This is a genomic window from Marinobacter sp. (genome assembly GCF_052094685.1).
GTDB lineage: Bacteria > Pseudomonadota > Gammaproteobacteria > Pseudomonadales > Oleiphilaceae > Marinobacter.
Genome location: NZ_JBQDKB010000031.1, coordinates 1 through 16,670, shown reverse-complemented (window position 1 = coordinate 16,670; position 16,670 = coordinate 1). Strand labels below are relative to the sequence as shown.

At 54.1% G+C, this 16,670-nt stretch carries 13 protein-coding genes and 1 pseudogene; 7 read left to right on the top strand and 7 right to left on the bottom strand.

The genetic code is table 11. The annotated features are described in order from the left end of the window. Positions 1 to 125: 125 nt before the first annotated feature. From ACTH3S_RS08290 to astE, 6 genes and pseudogenes are all read left to right on the top strand, one after another. Entirely contained in the window at positions 126 to 884 is a 759-nt protein-coding gene (locus tag ACTH3S_RS08290) for an FCD domain-containing protein (protein ID WP_441808562.1), read from the top strand. A gap of 156 nt (positions 885 to 1,040) precedes the next feature. Further along, a complete protein-coding gene (locus ACTH3S_RS08285) occupies positions 1,041 to 1,811 on the top strand; it encodes an ABC transporter ATP-binding protein (protein WP_441808543.1) in 771 nt (256 codons plus the stop codon). A 99-nt stretch (positions 1,812 to 1,910) separates the two neighbouring features. Next, complete coding sequence (locus ACTH3S_RS08280) at positions 1,911 to 2,663, top strand: transporter substrate-binding domain-containing protein (protein ID WP_441808542.1); 753 nt, start codon at positions 1,911 to 1,913, stop codon at positions 2,661 to 2,663. Between the two features lie 55 nt (positions 2,664 to 2,718). Next, a pseudogene (locus ACTH3S_RS08275) lies at positions 2,719 to 3,304 on the top strand (ABC transporter permease). A 2-nt stretch (positions 3,305 to 3,306) separates the two neighbouring features. Further along, positions 3,307 to 4,032, top strand: a complete 726-nt coding sequence (locus ACTH3S_RS08270) for an ABC transporter permease (RefSeq protein WP_441808541.1) — start codon at positions 3,307 to 3,309, stop codon at positions 4,030 to 4,032. Between the two features lie 16 nt (positions 4,033 to 4,048). Beyond that, positions 4,049 to 5,080, top strand: a complete 1,032-nt coding sequence (gene astE, locus ACTH3S_RS08265; protein WP_441808540.1) for a succinylglutamate desuccinylase — start codon at positions 4,049 to 4,051, stop codon at positions 5,078 to 5,080. A 20-nt stretch (positions 5,081 to 5,100) separates the two neighbouring features. On the opposite strand, the gene ACTH3S_RS08260 is transcribed toward astE, so the two are convergent. Further along, positions 5,101 to 8,127, bottom strand: a complete 3,027-nt coding sequence (locus tag ACTH3S_RS08260) for an efflux RND transporter permease subunit (protein ID WP_441808539.1) — start codon at positions 8,125 to 8,127, stop codon at positions 5,101 to 5,103. Further along, entirely contained in the window at positions 8,127 to 9,206 is a 1,080-nt protein-coding gene (locus tag ACTH3S_RS08255) for an efflux RND transporter periplasmic adaptor subunit (RefSeq protein WP_441808538.1), read from the bottom strand. Before ACTH3S_RS08255 ends, ACTH3S_RS08260 begins: the two co-directional genes overlap by 1 nt. Positions 9,207 to 9,388: 182 nt before the next feature. On the opposite strand from ACTH3S_RS08255, the gene ACTH3S_RS08250 reads away from it, so the two are divergent. Beyond that, on the top strand, positions 9,389 to 10,027 hold the full coding sequence (locus ACTH3S_RS08250) for a TetR/AcrR family transcriptional regulator (protein WP_441808537.1): 639 nt from the start codon (positions 9,389 to 9,391) through the stop codon (positions 10,025 to 10,027). Positions 10,028 to 10,058: 31 nt separating this feature from the next. On the opposite strand, the gene astB is transcribed toward ACTH3S_RS08250, so the two are convergent. The 5 genes from astB to ACTH3S_RS08225 are packed head-to-tail and all read right to left on the bottom strand — an operon-like array spanning position 10,059 to position 16,276. Then, entirely contained in the window at positions 10,059 to 11,399 is a 1,341-nt protein-coding gene (gene astB / locus ACTH3S_RS08245) for an N-succinylarginine dihydrolase (RefSeq protein WP_441808536.1), read from the bottom strand. Positions 11,400 to 11,451: 52 nt separating this feature from the next. Continuing rightward, positions 11,452 to 12,930: a succinylglutamate-semialdehyde dehydrogenase gene (astD, locus tag ACTH3S_RS08240; protein WP_441808535.1), complete on the bottom strand. Its 1,479-nt coding sequence runs from the start codon at positions 12,928 to 12,930 to the stop codon at positions 11,452 to 11,454. A gap of 36 nt (positions 12,931 to 12,966) precedes the next feature. Continuing rightward, positions 12,967 to 14,031: an arginine N-succinyltransferase gene (gene astA, locus ACTH3S_RS08235; protein ID WP_441808534.1), complete on the bottom strand. Its 1,065-nt coding sequence runs from the start codon at positions 14,029 to 14,031 to the stop codon at positions 12,967 to 12,969. Continuing rightward, positions 14,025 to 15,053, bottom strand: coding sequence for an arginine N-succinyltransferase (locus ACTH3S_RS08230; RefSeq protein ID WP_441808533.1), 1,029 nt, complete (start codon positions 15,051 to 15,053; stop codon positions 14,025 to 14,027). The genes astA and ACTH3S_RS08230 overlap by 7 nt, the downstream gene beginning before the upstream one ends. 8 nt (positions 15,054 to 15,061) lie before the next feature. Next, on the bottom strand, positions 15,062 to 16,276 hold the full coding sequence (locus ACTH3S_RS08225) for an aspartate aminotransferase family protein (RefSeq protein WP_441808532.1): 1,215 nt from the start codon (positions 16,274 to 16,276) through the stop codon (positions 15,062 to 15,064). Positions 16,277 to 16,670: the final 394 nt, after the last annotated feature.

Sequence of the window (16,670 nt, the reverse complement as noted above, 5' to 3'; positions counted from 1 at the left end):
AGGAAAATGGACGAATTCACCCGAATCAGCCATATTCAAGGGGCTTGCACGCAATTAACAATGAAGTCTGAATAACAACAATGACAAAAGTCACTGGTCAGACCAGTGAACACACAGGCAACCTGATGGCTATTTCACAGGAAATTTCCTACCGACTAGAGAGACTGATTCTCGACGGTGGGCTGGCTCCGGAGCAAAAAATCCCTTCAGAACGGCAACTTGCTGCACGCCTGCGGGTATCGAGATCGGTTATCCGCGAAGCACTTCACGAGTTACAAGGGCGGGGCGTCATTGAAACCCACCATGGCAAGGGCTCGTTTGTTTCAACCATGGTGCCCGGCTCTGGCGATCTTAGTTCTCAGGGGCCCTTGATGCATCTGTTTGAAGGTCACCCGAGAACACTGTACGACTTGCTGGAGGTGCGAGAGCAACTGGAGGGACAGGCTGCTTATCTAGCCGCGCAACGGGCAACCAGCCTGGATCGCCACCGTATTACCAAAGCTTTCCGAGACCTGGAAGAAACAGATCCATTAAGCAACGCCCGGCCGGACCATGGTTTTCACCAAGCCATTGTGGAAGCCTCCCACAATCCAATCTTGGTTCACTTGCTCAACAACCTGAAAAACATGATGCTGATGACCGTGCAGGCATCGGTTGCCAACCTCAACCCCCGCGCGGAGATGCGCAAAAAAATAGTCCTTCAACATCGCCAACTATACGAAGCCATTATTTCTGGCAGGCCGGCCAGTGCCCAGAAGGTTGCGATGGCCCACGTACGCTTCGTGAGCAAAGCCATGCGTGACATGGAGCAGGAAGGCAGTACGCTGATCCGTATCCCGATTGAGCAAGAAGGCCCGGGCAGCCATCATCGTGCGCACCGTTGAAACCTGCAAAATACTTGCATTGAACACTCAGTGCGCCACAATAAGTCGCGGGCATCGTCGCTGAAAAACCGTCAAACTGTGTATGAAAGGTATTGATTTCCACCTCCACAGTCAGTAAAACAAGCGCCTTTGAATTATAGCTTCAGGAGCCACCCCATGGCGGACCACGCGCCTTTGATCTGCAGGGACATTCACAAAACCTTCGCCCAGCTTGAGGTGCTCAAAGGCATCTCACTGGAGACCCAAAAAGGCGATGTGGTTTCCCTGATCGGTAGCTCCGGCTCTGGTAAAAGCACCTTCTTGCGCTGCATTAACTTGCTGGAAACACCCACCTCCGGTGACATCATTGTTCACGGCGACCCTATTCGGTTTACCAACAATCGAAAAGGCGAGCGTATTCCCGCGGATAACAAGCAAGTAGAATTGATCCGCGCCAAGCTTTCCATGGTGTTCCAGAGCTTTAACTTGTGGTCACACATGACGGTGCTAGAGAACATTATTGAAGCGCCAATCAACGTACTCAAGGTTCCCAAAAAGGAAGCCATTGAGCGCGCAGAGGGCTACCTGAACAAGGTGGGCATCTACGAACGCAAAGATTATTATCCAGCCCAGATGTCCGGCGGACAGCAGCAGCGCGCAGCCATTGCACGGGCACTGGCCATGGAGCCAGAAGTGATGTTGTTTGATGAGCCAACCTCTGCGCTGGACCCAGAGCTGGTTGGAGAAGTACTGAAAGTGATGCAGAGCCTGGCCGAGGAAGGCCGCACCATGATCGTCGTGACACACGAAATGGCGTTTGCCAAGGATGTGTCGTCTCAGGTGTTGTTTTTGCACCAAGGCGTCATCGAAGAACAGGGCACACCCGCGAAGGTATTTGATAATCCTGATTCGGAACGCATGAGGCAGTTTCTGGCTCCCAAGTTCTGACATGCAGTGCTATCGTGACTATTGCTATAAGTGAAACTGCTAGACGTACAACGTCCACAAAAATAACGCCCACGAGGCGATCTACTGGAGAAGTGACACATGAAAAAAATGATGATTGCAGCAAGTTGCGCCTTGGCAATGATGGCCAGTGGTGTTCAAGCAGACGAGCGTGATCTGCGCATTGCTTTTGACGTGCCTTATGAGCCGTTTGAGTACAAAGATGAGAACGGTGACCTGACCGGTTTTGAAGTAGACCTAGCCGCGGCTATGTGTGAAGAAATGCAGGCGAACTGCGAGTTTGTCATTCAGGCATGGGACGGAATGATCCCTGGCCTGGTGGCCCGCAAATTCGACCTAATCATGTCTTCCATGTCCATCACCGAGGAGCGTGCAAAGCGGGTTCTGTTTTCTGAGCCATACTACATTACGCCGGGTGGCTGGTTTGGCCCGAACGACTTCGATACCGACGTAACCGATATGGATGCCATGAAGGGCAAAACCGTGGGCGTTCAACGTGGCACCACTATGGATACCTTCGTAACCGAGGAAATGGGTAACATTGTAACCATCAAACGTTACACCACAGCCGACGACATGGTTCTGGACCTCGAAGGCCAGCGCCTGGATGTGGTATTTGTGGACTACCCTGTAGGCGAGCAGACAGTTCTGTCGAAAGACGGCTTCAAAGAAGTTGGCGAATCGGTCAAGCTGGGTGAAGGCGTTGCTGTTGCCATGCGTAAGCGTGACAAAGCCGTTGCGGAAGAAGTAAACGCAGCTCTTCGCACCATCAAGGAAGACGGCACCTACGAAACCATCATGAAGAAGTACTTCACATACGACGTGAAGATCTGACAATACCAGCCTCAGAGGTAGCCTGAACGGCTACCTCTGATCAACGGAAACTTCCATGATTGATTTGAAAGGCTATGGTCCGGAACTGCTGAGCGGAGCAGTTGTTACCATAGAGCTTGCCTTCCTGTCTCTTGCCGTCGCACTAGCTCTCGGGCTGATTGGTGCGGCTGCTAAACTGTCAAATAGCCGTGTAGCTGTTGGCGTTGCCACCACCTATACCACCTTGATTCGCGGTGTCCCCGACCTGGTAATGATGCTGCTGTTCTATTATGGCGGCCAGGTGGGCGTAAATATGCTCTCTGACTATATTTGGGATACCTACGAAGTCGACTTTTTCTTTCAATTTGATCCGTTCATTTCCGGTGTTGCAACGATCGGGCTGATTTTTGGCGCCTACATGACGGAAACCTTCCGCGGTGCGTTTCTGGCGGTTGAAACTGGGCAGATTGAAGCGGCACGCGCCTATGGATTCAGCAACTGGCACACCTTCCGCCGGGTGATGGTTCCACAAATGCTGCGTCATGCCATTCCACTTTTTTATTCCGGTGGCGTTTGTGTATCTCGCCCTTACAGCAGGCTCGGAGCTTTTCATCAAGTGGCTCGATAAACGAGCTAACGCCGGCGTGATTCAGGAGAGTTGATAATGCCACCCGACTTTATCGCCGCCTGGCTTAACAAGAACGAAATTTTTACAGCCATGACCATCATGGAATACTGGGACGGGATGGTTACAACCGTTCAGCTGGTATTTCTTTGCCTGATTATCGGGCTTGTATGTGCGGTTCCTTTAGCCATTTTGCGCACGGTTAAGAATCCGTTTGTATCCGGCCCAGTGTGGATTTACACCTATCTGTTCCGCGGCACGCCGCTGCTGATTCAGCTGTATATTATTTACTATGGCGTGGCGCAGATTCCCGGTATTCAGGAAACATTTTGGTGGGCGATCTTCCGGGAGCCTTTCTACCCAGCCCTGCTGGCATTTACGCTGAATACGTGCGCCTACACTACGGAGATTATTCGCGGGTCGATTATCTCCACGCCCCACGGGGAGATTGAGGCGGCGAAGGCTTACGGTATGAGCTGGTTTTTGCGGATGCGGCGCATTGTACTTCCAAGCGCAGCCCGGCGAGCGGTTCAGGCCTACTCCAATGAGGTTATTTTCATGCTGCATTCGAGCGCGATTGCGAGTGTGGTAACCATTGTGGATTTAACGGGTGCGGCTCGGAATATTTACTCGCGGTTTTATGCGCCGTTTGATGCGTTTATCTTTGTGGCGCTTTGCTACATGGCATTAACATTCACCATGGTGTTTGCGTTCCGCAAACTCGAAAATCATTTGTTGAGGCATCAGCGGCCTATTGGTTCCTGAGCCATTCGGGGATTCTATGGCTGCTTACCAAGATCTTTTTGAATCCAGTCTTGATTGGCTTTCACACACGCTTGCCACCCCCTCTGAACATCTTTCCAGCGCTAAGATCATTCTCTCAGATGGAACCTGCGTAAGCCGGGAAAGCGTCGGTGTTTTACGCTGCACTCCACCAGTCGAGCGCACCAATCCGAATCAGGAAGCGTTAATCGTATCCGCCGGCATTCATGGCAATGAAACCGCACCCATTGAAGTTTTAAACGCCCTTGTTAACGAGCTGTTGAACGGCGAATGGCAGTTGGCTTGTCCGCTGCTTCTGATTCTGGGGAACCCACCTGCCATGGCGGCTGGAGAGCGGTTTTTGGAGGCGAATCTGAACCGGTTATTTAGCGGGGCTCACGGTAGGTCCGAGTATGCCGGGTTGCCAGAAGCCTCGCGGGCGCGGTTTCTAGAGGATGCGTGTCGTGAGTTTGCCAAGACACACCCGCAGGCTTTGTCCCATTACGACTTACATACAGCCATAAGGCCGTCTCAGCGGGAGAAGTTTGCGCTTTACCCGTTTGTTGGGGGCTGGCCGGTGCCCGAAGTACAGAGTGACTTTTTACTGGAGGCGGAGGTGGAAACCTTGCTGCTGCAGCACAAGTCGGGCACAACGTTTTCGTCGTTTTCATCCTCTGCGCTGGGTGCTGAAAGCTTTACAGTGGAGTTAGGTAAAGTAAAGCCGTTTGGCGAGAATGATCTGACGCGCTTTGAAGGGGTTAAACGGGCACTTCGGCGTCGGTTTTGTGGTGAGGCTGCGCCAGTAAAAAAACCAACATTTAACCAACTCACGGTATTTGAGGTAGTGCATGAAATTCTGAATACCGGAAAGAATTTCCAGTTTCATATTCCGGATGATGTGGCTAACTTTACCGAGTACCCCCCAGGCACCATCATCTGGAAGGATGACGATACCTGTTATCGGGTAGAGCATTCACCTCAGGCGATTGTATTTCCCAACCGGGATGTGCCGGTCGGCCAGCGGGTAGGCTTGATGATCAAGCCCCAGTGAACAGGCAGAACGATTCACCTTTAGGCCGGTGCGTTCTCTGGCTCTGCAACCCGCGTTTTAATCACCTGTGTACACACCGCCGGTATCACCAGCAGGGTTAATACGGTTGAAGCCAGTAACCCAGAGATAATCGCCCAGGCCATGGGTGGCCAAAGTGTGGAACTGGAAAATGCCAACGGCAGCAAGCCGGCCACGGTGGTCGCCGTGGTTAGCAGGATGGGCCGTGTTCGTTGCACTACGGCTTTGCGCATGGCTTCGTGGATGCTCTCACCGCTTTCCAGTTCTCTGTCCATCACGTCCAGCAACACAATGGCGTTGTTCACCACGATACCCACCAGTGCGATCACACCAAGCAGCGATTGGAACCCAAAGGGCGAGCCCGAAAGTACCAGGCCTGGAAAAATGCCCACGGTCGCCAAAGGTACAGTCAGAAGAATAATGCCCACACGCCGGAATGAGTTGAACTGCAGAAGCAGAAAGAAGAGCAACAATAAAATGCCGATGGGTGCAGCTGTTAACAGAGCCCCGTTGGCATCACCCGAACCTTCCGCGTCTCCGCCCATCTCCAAGCGAGTGCCTTCAGGCAGCGGATTTTCTTCCAAGGCGTTCTTCAGTCCATCCAATGCCTGGCTGAAGCTATAGCCCGTCAGCAGGTTGGCAGTAACCGTGTTAAGCCGAGTACCGTTACGCAAATAGCGTGCTGCTGGTTCCCAAGTGGTCTCTAAACTGGCAACCGCAGACAGCGGAACAGCTTGGCCTAGGTTATTATAGATATTGACCGAGAGCAGGCGTTCCAATGGCAGTGATGTACCTTCCTGCGAGCGGAGTACCAGCGGAATCGGGTCTTTCTCCTGACGGTAACGCTCGGCAACCACACCAAAGCTTTGGCCATAAAGACTCTGAGCCACATCGGCTCGGTTAAGCCCGTAGCGCGCAGCGGTAGCGTCGTCTACGTTAATAGCAATACTGGGCACGCCGATATCCAAATCGTGTCGGACATCCACAGTACCCTTCACCCCACGCAGCGCGACGAAAAGCTGCTCTGCAGCATGGGTACGAGCCTGATCGTCGGCGTTGTACACGCGCACCTCTACCGGGGCAATCCTTGGTGGCCCCTGCCCGAGAACACCCACACTTACGTCTAGCTCCGGCATCTGTTCGTTCACATGGGCACGAATCCAGCGGATCATGTCAGTGGTGTGCTCAAGCGTTGGTGTGGTTACCACGAGCCGACCGCGGTTCGGCGCTTGGGGCGCACGCTGGAGGTTGTAGTAAAACGCGGGGCCGGTAAAGCCGACAAACCTGTGAACTTCAAGTGCGTCGGCCTGTGTACGTATGGCCTGCTCCAGATTGGCAGCGGCTTCAGCGGTACGCACCTGATCAGTACCTTCCGGCATGAAAATCTCCACAATAACCTGTGGGCGATCGGCATTGGGAAAGAACTGCTGCGCCATAAACGGTGTCATCGCCAAGCTGATGACAACCAGCAAGACACCGGCCGCGATCAAGCGGCGAGGATGACGATAAACCAGCCCCCCAAGAAACCGCGCCAAGCCAATCAGCCGATCGGCTTCTGCATTGCGGCGAGGCTTGAGGAAGCGAGCGGCTAAAAGAGGCACTACGGAGATCGCAAGCAAATAGCTTACGGACAGGGTAAGCATGATCATCACCGGCACGCCCCGGGTAAAGTCTGCTGCGCCACCTTTGGCAAGCAGCATGGGAGCAAAGGCAGCAAGCGTAGTACCGGTGGATGCGCCGAGCGGCCCGGCAAGTTCGCCGACGGCTTTGCGTAGGGCATCCATGCGGCGCATGCCTTCATCCAAATGCCCCTGAATGTTTTCGACAATCACAATGGCGTTGTCGATCAGAATGCCCAAGGATATCACCATTCCGATCACTGCAATCTGGTGCAAAACGCCACCGCCAAGGTCGTAAAGCCCCACGCTAATCAGTGCCACCATGGGCAGAATGGAGGCCACCAGCAAACCCATTCGGATGCCCATGCCGGTGAACACCACGGCCACGATGATCAAAACAGACAACACCAAGCTCCAGGCTAGATTGTCCAAACGGTCGGAGACTTTATCTGGCTGAAAGAACATTTCACGGATTTCGTAAGGCGAAAAGTCAGAGCGAATCTGGGCAACTCGCTCACGCACTCGCTCACCAAAGCGAATCGCATCGGTGGTGCCCTCTTCCATAATCAGCGATACCAACACAACCCGCTCGCCATCAAACCAAGTTTCGGGCTGTCGCGGTTCTGCTGGGCCGCGCCACACATCCGCAGCGGCTGCCAGCGGAACTTGGGAGCCATCAGGAAGTTCAATTGGGGTGGCACGAATGGCATCAATATCGGTGAATTCAGTATTAGGAAGCACTGATAGCCGGCGGCCATCTACAACCACAAAGCCGCCGGGTGTGGTCTGATTACGCTGGGCCAGGGTTTCCAGAATGCGCGCCGGTGAGATACCCAGCCGATAAAGAGCAGCGTCGTCTAGCGCAAGCGTAATCTGTTCATCAGCATCCCCTTCCAACTCGATACGGGAAACACCGGTAAGATTGGAAAGGTTCTGTTTGAGCCGTTCGGCCACATCCGACAGTTCACTGACCGAAGGCGCGCCACCAATCGCTAACACAATGGCAGGATTATCGATCAACCGGTCATCCAGAACCATCCGGCCGACATCGTCTGGGAAATCTTGCTTTGCCCGCTCCATCGCCTGGCGAATTCTGTCCCAGGCTGGATCTGTATCGTATATATCGTCATTGAGGCGCAGCCGTACAAGCGCTACGCCAGTGCGAGCTGTGCTCTGGGAAAAGTCCACCTCTTCCACTTGGCGCAATTCGTCTGTCAAAGGTCGGAGTACTAACCGCTCTACGGCGTCGGCGCTAGCCCCGGGATAGCTTACCGAAACCAGACCGGCCCGGTATGGAAACGAAGGATCTTCCTGGCGCGGCATGGTGCTGTACGCCGCGATACCCAGCAAGCAAAGCATGGTAACCACCATGCCCAATAAACGTTGGAAGTTGAGCAGCCGGCGCGTCATTAGCGCACCTCCACGGCATCACCGTCTGCCAGGCGGGTGGTGCCTGCATAGACCACTTGGTCACCTGGCTCCAGCTCACCCGTGCGCACGACAACTCGCTCACCGACTACCCGCTCAACGCTTATGGGCACTCGCTTGGCCACGCCATCGCGCACCCGGAACACGGTCATGCCGTCGGCGCTACGAATGACCGATAGAAGCGGAACCGTGATTGCGGAGTCTCGACGCGGCGCAATGCCGACTTCAACCGGCTCGCCAGTATCCAGGGTGTCGATCGGCAAGCTTACTAAAACTGGGTGCAGCTCGCCGCGAATGGCTCCTGCCTGGGCGATCTCAACGACAGACCCGGTAACCGGAACCTCGCCCCGATCGTGCACAGACCAAACCGGCAGCTCCTGATCCAGAGCAACGTGAGCCAGCAAATAAGCCGGCACCCGAACTTCCACTTCCTTACCTTCGGGTGAGGACAAACGCATGACCGGCTGGCCAGCCGCTACAAACTCATCTTTCTCAACCAGAAGCGCTTCCACCCGCCCGGCAAACGGCGCTCGCAAGGTGCTCTCTTGCAGAAGCTGAGTGGCCTCAGCCAACGAGGCTTGGGCTGTGGCAACGCTGGCTTTTAGAGAGTCGCGGTTGGCAGCAATCTGCTCCAGGTTTTGTTCAGAAACCACACCGCGCTTGTGCAACCTGCTGGAGCGCTCCCACTCCCGCTTAGCTTGATCGTAACGGGTATTCAATTCGTCCAGTTTGGCGTTGGCCGAATCCCGGGCTGGCTTCAGTGCCGGGTTGTAGGCGCGAGCGAGTACATCACCCGCAGCAACGGTTTGACCCAGCTCTACCGCTCGTTCTTTCAGAGTACCGCTCACCTGAAACGTTAATGTAGCCCTTTGGGTTGACCGCACAATGCCCGAAAATCGCAGGGTTATTTCCTGAGCCTGCCCCCCGGTCACTTCAGAAACACGCACAGAAACTACATGACCGGTAGATGCTTGCGGCCCATCATCAGCCATGCAGCCAGAAAGAAAAAAGCCGAAAGTAGCCAATAAAATGAGGGCAACGGGGGTGCGGAATGGCGTCATAAGGTGTCCTTTCATCCATGCTCATGTCGTTGTCGATACCGCTCCCTGCGGAAATCTGGTTTGTGTATGTCGACATAATGTCATTCTTTGACATTATGTCAATAATAAGCTTTCATCCTCCCATTGATAACTGCAGCCACAAGATTAAACTTGCTTGCGCAAGCCCTTAACGAGAAAGCCAGATGAGTGAACCGTTGAAAACACGCCGCGAGCGAGAAAAACAGGCCCGTTACGACGCCATCCTGGACGCCGCAGAGCGGGTCTTCTCCGAGAAGGGGTACGAACGCACCTCCATGGACGATATCGCGCGCACGGCCAGCCTGAGCAGAGCGTTGCTGTATGTGTACTTCAAGGATAAAGCCGCTATTCAGCGAGGCATTATGCTGAGGGCTGGCCAGAGTTTGTCGAAGCGTTTCCGGGCAGCTAGGCAAACGGCCGACACAGGGCTGGAACAGATACGAGCCATGGGCGAGTCCTATTACCGGTTCTATTTGGATGAGCAGGACTACTTCTCAGCGCTCACAAAGGCCTCAACCGCCATGGCAGAAGCCGACGAAACTCAGGCTTTGGAGATGCTGTGTTCAAAATCAGAATTGATGGGATTGATGACCGAAGCCATCGAGCTTGGGCTTGAAGACGGCACCCTGAGCCGCCAGCGCATAAAAAACCCAGAGCAGACGGCTCTTTATCTGCGTGGTGCCCTGCATGGAACTATCTTGCTATGCCAATCGGAAATGAGCGAGAGCGGCGGCAGGTTCCCGGCTGGGAGTCTCATTCAACACACCATGGACATGCTAACCTCTTCGATTGCCGCCTCATAGGGCGGCTCTGAATAGCTCCGCTAAAAAGAACCTAAATCTGGAAGTCGTAAATCGATCCTAACCCCAGAATGCCGGTTAGCTCATCCAGTGCTTTGCGCACCTCTTCCAGCAGCATCGGATCGGCCAGATCTTCCCGCGCAAGCTGGTCACGGTAATGGGCTTCAACCCAACTGGTCAGGCGCTCGTATAGCTTATCCGTAAGAATCACACCGCGATGCATGGCCTGCAACTCGTCGTCGTTCAGAACCACTCGCAAGCGCAAGCACGCAGGGCCACCGCCGTTGCGCATGGATTGTTTTACATCAAACACTTCAACCGCCGTAATAGGCCCGCCCGCAGCAAGCAGCTTATCCAGATACCGACTAACCGTTGCCACTTCCCTGCACTCTCCCGGAACCGCCAGCAGCATGCCATCAGGCGTGTTCAACAATTGGCTGTTAAACAAATACGAGGCTACGGCATCCTCCAACTGCAGCTCTGCACTGCTTACCCGAATGGCCTCTAGCTCAGCTCCGGTTAGGCGTGCACGAATATCTGACAACACTTGTTCTTCATTCAAAAACGCCATGTCGTGATAGAACAGCGTATTACCGTTACCCACGGCAATAACATCGTTATGAAACACACCCGCATCAATGGCTGCCGGGTTCTGCTGGGCAAACACCAGATTCTCATTTTTCAACCCATGCAGACGCGCGATAGCCTGGGAGGCTTCTAGAGTCTGCCGGGCCGGGTACCTTTTCGGGGCCGGCGCCTGCTCGTTGAATGCTGCCTGACCATACACAAACAGCTCTACGCCAGGCTCGCCGTAACGGCCACAAAGCCGGGTGTGGTTAGCCGCGCCTTCATCACCAAAATGGCTGACCGAAGGCAGGGCTGGGTGGTGAGCAAAATACCCATCGTCTGCAAAGATGGACTTCAGGGAACGGCCGGTTACCGAATGCTCAATGGACCGGTGGAACTTGGCGCTCAGGTTGGCAGGCGTGAAGTGCACTCTATGGTCGGCAGTGTCAGCACTGGGTGACACAGTGGCGGCATTGGCTGTCCACATGGACGAGGCTGACGACACCGCCGCCAGAATCGACGGACTGGATTTAGCAGCCTGCGCCAAAACCTGCGCATCCGTACCACTAAACCCGAGCGCTTTTAGGGATGGGATGTGGGGGCGCTCGTGGGGTGGCAGTACACCCTGAACATACCCCCGATCGGCCAAGCGCTTCATTTTTTTCAGCCCCTGAAGCGCAGCCTCTCGGGGATTGGACACCGCATTCACATTGGATTTCGACGCCACATTGCCCCAAGACAAGCCGGCGTAATTGTGGGTGGGGCCAACCAAACCATCAAAATTTGCTTCTACCGCATGCTTTACCATCTCTTTGGGTTCCGTGCGTCTGGATTCAAAAATTAGGGCTTAGAAACAGGCCTCAGGAATCGAAGTTCAGGCCCGGCGCCAAGCTTTCGGGCATCTCGCTTTTGCCAGACTCAAGAGAAGCCATGGGCCATGCACAGTAGTCTGCCGCGTAGTAAGCACTGGCCCGGTGATTACCACTGGCCCCCACACCACCAAAGGGCGCTGCGCTGCTCGCCCCTGTCAGCGGGCGGTTCCAGTTCACAATACCCGCCCTTGCCTCTTCCAGTAATCGCTCATAGAGCTTTCGGTCGTCGGAAAGCAGGCCTGCAGAAAGCCCGTAACGGGTGTTGTTGGCCAATTCCAGCGCCTCGTCAAAACTTTTATAACGATAAACCATGAGCAACGGCCCGAAGAACTCTTCGTCTGGCAACTCCAGCCCCGTTACATCCATAATACCTGGAGAGAGGAGGCCGGTGTCCGGCTTGATCTGTTTCATTTCCAACAGAGAGGTCGCGCCCTTCTCCAGCATGTCCGCCTGGGCAGCCAGAAGCTTTTCCGCCGCTTGTGCAGAAATCACTGAACCCATAAATGGTTGGGGTTTGGCATCAAACTCTCCCACCTGAATGCGGGCAGACACAGCGACTAAACGATCCAAAAACTCATCGCCTTTTGTGCCTTTGGGAACCAGCAAACGCCGGGCGCAAGTGCAGCGCTGGCCTGCCGACAGAAACGCAGATTGCAGAGCATGGTGCACCGCACCGTCAACATCCGAAATATCCTGAACAATCAGTGGGTTATTCCCACCCATTTCCAATGCTAGAATTTTCTCTGGCTGGCCACCAAGCTGCTCGTGCAACAAATGGCCAACGGTTGAGCTGCCAGTAAAGAACAGACCATCAACCATTGGGTGACCGGCCAGTGCTTTACCAGTGTCGGATGCACCCTGAACCAGATTGATCACGCCATCCGGTAAACCGGCCTTTTCCCAGAGTTTAACGGTGAGTTCTGCCACGCCGGGGGTCAGTTCACTGGGCTTGAAGACAACCGTATTACCCGCCAGCAAAGCCGGCACAATATGGCCATTCGGGAGATGGCCGGGAAAGTTATAAGGGCCAAACACGGCAACAACGCCGTGGGGGCGATGACGAAGCACTGCTTGGCCGCCAGCCACATCGGTTTCGAAACGGCCGGTACGATCGTTGTAGGCTTTCACAGAGATTCCGATCTTACCGACCATGGCAGCCGCTTCTGTGCGCGACTCCCACAAGGGCTTACCAGTCTCCAAACCAATCTGGTGGGCAAGCTCATCCTTGTTGGTTTCCAGCAGATCACCAAAAGCCTCAACCACGGCCAGACGCTCTGCAAAACTCTTGCGCCGCCATTTCAAAAACGCTTCCCGGGCGCCACGTACGGCCGCATCAACATCGGCCAGACTGGCGCCTGTGCCGTCCCATACAGTATCGCCGGTAACGGGCTGAACCGACTCAAACGCTTCGCCGTGGCCCTGAAGCCAAAGCCCGCCGATAAACAGTTCACCTGTCAGGTTTGCCATATCACCAAATCTCCCGTTACTGAAATTGTGCGGATTTCAGCCTGCCGCTTTTACCGCTGTCTTTGCCTTGTCTTTCAGAGGCGCTATCCGTACCGGGTCGCCCGATTCAATCTGTAACGCTTCTGCCACTGATGGGGGCAAGCTAATTGTATCTATACCAATACAACCGGCTGGCACCGTTGTAACCCGGAAATTACGGAACGACCGATTCGACACCATCACCCGTTCTGCAGCCGGCACATCAAGGTTAACGTTTTTGCGGCTCACCATGGCATAGCGATTAATACTGTCGCGAACCGTGCGAATGGTGTGCACAAACGCCTCAACCACCGGCCCACCGTCAAAGATATCCACCATGCCATTAAAGTTGAATCCTTCGGCCTGCAGCATCTTTAGCGCGGGCGCCGTATTACCGTGAACACGGCCGATAACGGCCCGCGCGGATTCCGGTAGCATAGGCAAATAAATAGGGTATTTGGGCATCAGCTCCGCAATAAAGGCCTTATTTCCAAGCCCGGACAGCATATCTGCTTCCGTAAATTTCATATCAAAAAACTTGCTGCCCAACGCATCCCACAATGGGCTCAGGCCCTGCTCATCAGACACGCCCCGCATTTCCGCAAACACCTTTTCGGAGAAGTGCTTACGGAACTCATCCAGATACATAAAGCGGCTGCGCGAAAGAAGCAAACCGTTACCGCCTCCGTGGTAATCCTCCGAAAGCAGGAGCGAGCATATTTCGCTGGTATCTGTCATATCGTTTGAAAGGTGCAACGTAGGCGTACGCACATGAACGCCCAATTCTTTGGAAGCGTTTACCGTGACACTGAGCCGGTAATTGTAGAACACTTCATCCAAACCAACCCTTGCCTGAATGCCACTGATGCCCACAGCCTTTCCGGCTTCCGTATCTTCCAGGGCGAACAGATACAAACCTGCCTCTGGCGCGCAGCGCTGGTTAAAGGTTTCCTGGGCGAGGTTAATCTTGCGCTGCAACACGTCTCGATCAGCGGGCAATGTAGTTAGCCCCTTACCGGCGTTCTGCGCCATGGCGTACAGATCTTCGAGATCTTCCTGCTGAAGCGGACGAATCACTAGCATGGCGCCACCCTCACTTCATCACCAGCTGTTTTGCCCAGCACTTCCCAGGTACCCACAGGCACCTTTAGGGTCCCCTCCAGAGTGTCGGCTGCTTTAGCCAGTGTGCAGCGGAACTGGGCGCCCTCTCCTGCTGAAATCAGGCAGGTTTCGCTGCCCTGTGTATGGGTGCCGTGCAAGGCTTTTGCCTGGCTGGTAACCAACGTATGCAAGGCATCAGTACGTGCCTCAAGCACCGGGCCACCGTCAAAAATATCCAGATAATTGCCCGCTTGAAACCCTTCCCGCTGCAGCAGTTCAAGATTTGGCCGAGTCAGCTCATGGGCCTGGCCAAGTGCAACCTGGGCCGGCTCTGAGAGCAAGGTGACATAAACAGGGTTGGGCGGCATGAGTTCGGCAATAAAGGTTTTGCTGAGCATGCCGGAGTACTGGTCGGCGGTTTCAAAATCCATATCAAAAAAATGACGTCCCAAACTGTCCCAGAAAGGCACACGGCCATCAGTAAGCTGGACGCCTTGAATCTCCACTGCAATGCGCTGAGCGAACCAATCACGGTGGCTTGCAATAAACAGTAATCTGGCTCGGGATAACAACTCAAATGCTTCGGTGTTACGCAGTTCGGGCGTAATGGTGAACGAACACAGTAGTGTGTGACCAGTCAGGCTATGGCTAGGATAGAGCACATCAACCCGGCTGGAGATGCCCAGTTCGTGGGAGGCATGGATAAGCGCATCGCGACGATAGTTATAAAACGGCTGACCGTTACCGGCGCAGGCATCAATGCCCGCAGTGCCGTGAACCCTGCCCGTATTTGCCTCTTCCAGTACAAACAAAAACCTTGGCGGCAAACCACTGGCGGCGCTGGTGCCTGCCAGCGAGGCAAGGGAGTGATTTATTTTTTCCGCAAGGGCTTGGCGCTGTTTCGGCAGCGCGGATGATAGGCGGGCTGTTGCTGAACCGGCAGCGCCCGCTATCTCTAGTATCTGACTCAGATCATCCGGCAAGGCCGGACGTACCAGCCACATAAATACTCCTAAGCAGTCAATCTTTTTACCGCTGCTTCAAAGCGCCCAAGCGCTTCTTCAATGTCAGTATCGGGAATAATCAACGAAGGCGCTAAACGAACCACATTAGCGCCGGCTACCAAAACCATTACGCCTTCATCTAAACCTGCGTTCAGGAATTCCTTGGCTTTACCCTGCCATTTTTCTGTCAGTACGCAGCCCAGCAGAAGACCTGGGCCGCGAACCTCGCTGAATACATCGTAGCGCTCGCCAATATCCATCATGCCGCTGCGCAACTGATCAGAACGGGCCTTCACGCCTTTGAGGATGTCTGGCTGGCTAATGGTATCAATTACCTTTTGAGCCACCGCACAAGCCAGTGCATTACCACCATACGTGCTGCCGTGGGTGCCCACGCCAAGGCTACCAGCCACCTTTGCAGTGGTCAGCATAGCAGCAACCGGAAAGCCCCCACCCAAGCCTTTAGCACTGGTAAGTATATCTGGCACCACATCGTACATTTCGTACGCATAAAGGTGGCCGGTGCGGCCCACACCAGACTGAACTTCATCAAACACCAGCAACGCATCGTTGTCATCACAAAGTTGACGCAAGCCTTTCAAAAAATCCGGGTCTGCCGGTACCACGCCGCTCTCGCCCTGAATGGGCTCCACTACAACCGCGCAGGTCTTTTCTTTGGAGATCAGCTTTTTCACTGATTCCAAATCGTTGAAATCCGCGTGATGAATACCGCCCGGCGCTGGCTCAAACCCTTCAAGGTATTTGGGCTGGCCACCCACGCTCACGGTAAAAAGAGTGCGACCATGAAATGCATTTTTGAAGGAGATAATCTCGTGCTTCTGAGGCCCTGTGTGCTCCCAGCTATACCTGCGCGCCAGCTTAAAGGCGGCTTCGTTTGCCTCACCACCGGAGTTGGCAAAAAACACCCGCTCAGCAAAGGTTAGATCGCACAGTGTTTTCGCCAACCGCAAAGCCGGCTCGTTGGTCATCACGTTGGACAGGTGCCAGATTTTGCCCGCCTGCTCCTGCAGTGCACCAATCAGCCCAGGGTGTGAATGCCCCAGGCAACTCACCGCAATGCCGCCCTGCAAATCGATAAACTCCCGGCCATCCTGATCCCAAATGCGAGAACCCTCGCCTCGCACCGGAATAATGGAACCGGGGGCGTAGTTGGGTACCATCACGTTATCAAACAGTTCGCGGCTGACAGGTTCTTTGTTCATAGATCTCTCTCAGGAAAGCAGTTAAGCCAATAAAATAGTTAAGCTATCGGCACGGGCCAATACATAGCAATACTGTTTAATGATACGCCACAAATAAACAGAAGCACATCCACCCCGCCAGCGCCCTTCTTTGCGGCCACCAGAGCGTAAACGGAGCGAGAACCTTTTTTTCGGGGAATGAATTCATGTTAATCCCCTTAAATATGTGCAGACGCATGTATCAAAACAAAATCCTTCGCTAGACCTTGGTCTAAATACTTTGCAAATTTATTTGAATTGTCATGAAAGGGTAACTATCGTGGAGCTGGGTCCTACAAAAATAATTTGTCCAATGTGTGGAGACAACAACAATGCAAAGCAACAAATTGAGAATGGCCATTCGTGCGACGGCGGC